At 56.9% G+C, this 1,688-nt stretch carries 2 rRNA genes (1 of these 2 cut by a window edge); both read right to left on the bottom strand.

What is annotated here, in order from left to right:
- Positions 1-8: 8 nt before the first annotated feature.
- Positions 9-125: ribosomal RNA gene (gene rrf, locus AB0M54_RS47750) — 5S ribosomal RNA — on the bottom strand.
- Positions 126-272: 147 nt separating this feature from the next.
- Positions 273-1,688, bottom strand: a 23S ribosomal RNA gene (locus AB0M54_RS47745) (it continues 1,706 nt past the right edge of the window).

Here is a 1,688-nt window from a genome sequence, read left to right as displayed (position 1 = left end):
AACGTTTAGTCCGGCGGCGTCCTACTCTCCCACACCCTCCCGAGTGCAGTACCATCGGCGCTGGCAGGCTTAGCTTCCGGGTTCGGAATGAGACCGGGCGTTTCCCCACCGCTATGACCACCGAAACAACCATCAACAAACACAACCACACTCCCAAACCCATCCCCGCAGACGTGCCGGCTCGATGCCGGCCGCCCCCACGAGAATGCTGGGGTGGTTGTTTGCTGTGAATCACACAGTGGACGCTACGCATAATGTTTTCTGTATTAAGGGTGGTTAAGCCCTCGGCCTATTAGTACCGGTCAACTGAACCAGTTACCTGGCTTACATCTCCGGCCTATCAACCCAGTCGTCTAGCTGGGGGCCTTACCCACTCAAGGTGGTGGGATACCTCATCTCGAAGCAGGCTTCCCGCTTAGATGCTTTCAGCGGTTATCCCTTCCGAACGTAGCCAACCAGCCGTGCCCCTGGCGGGACAACTGGCACACCAGAGGTTCGTCCGTCCCGGTCCTCTCGTACTAGGGACAGCCCTTCTCAAGTATCCAACGCGCACGGCGGATAGGGACCGAACTGTCTCACGACGTTCTAAACCCAGCTCGCGTACCGCTTTAATGGGCGAACAGCCCAACCCTTGGGACCTGCTACAGCCCCAGGATGCGACGAGCCGACATCGAGGTGCCAAACCATCCCGTCGATATGGACTCTTGGGGAAGATCAGCCTGTTATCCCCGGGGTACCTTTTATCCGTTGAGCGACACCGCTTCCACACGCAAGTGCCGGATCACTAGTCCCGACTTTCGTCCCTGCTCGACCCGTCAGTCTCACAGTCAAGCTCCCTTATGTACTTACACTCAACACCTGATTGCCAACCAGGCTGAGGGAACCTTTGGGCGCCTCCGTTACCCTTTAGGAGGCAACCGCCCCAGTTAAACTACCCACCAGACACTGTCCCTCGACCCGATCAGGGCCGCAAGTTAGATACCCAAATCCAACAGAGTGGTATTTCAAGATTGCCTCCACCCGAACTGGCGTCCGAGCTTCACCGGCTCCCACCTATCCTACACAATTACATTCGGATACCAATGTCAAGCTATAGTAAAGGTCCCGGGGTCTTTCCGTCCTGCCGCGCGTAACGAGCATCTTTACTCGTACTGCAATTTCGCCGGGCCTGTGGTTGAGACAGTGGGGAAGTCGTTACGCCATTCGTGCAGGTCGGAACTTACCCGACAAGGAATTTCGCTACCTTAGGATGGTTATAGTTACCACCGCCGTTTACTGGCGCTTAAGTTCTCCGCCTCGCCCTCACGGGCTAACAGGTCCCCTTAACGTTCCAGCACCGGGCAGGCGTCAGTCCATATACATCGTCTTACGACTTGGCATGGACCTGTGTTTTTAGTAAACAGTCGCTTCCCCCTGCTCTCTGCGGCCATACCACGCTCCACCCGCACGGGGCTTCACGCGTCCGGCCCCCCTTCTCCCTAAGTTACGGGGGCAATTTGCCGAGTTCCTTAACCACAGTTCGCCCGTCGCCTCGGTATTCTCTACCTGACCACCTGTGTCGGTTTCGGGTACGGGCCGCTCGGAACATCGCTAGAGGCTTTTCTCGGCAGCATAGGATCACTGACTTCACCTGATACGGCTCGGCATCACGTCTCACCCTTCAATGCACCACGGATTTGCCTATGGTG

Origin of the sequence: Actinoplanes sp. NPDC051470, assembly GCF_040682035.1 — a bacterium.
Classification (GTDB): Bacteria; Actinomycetota; Actinomycetes; order Mycobacteriales; family Micromonosporaceae; genus Actinoplanes.
Note: the sequence above shows the minus strand (reverse complement) of the source record. Positions and strands in the feature narration are given on the sequence as shown.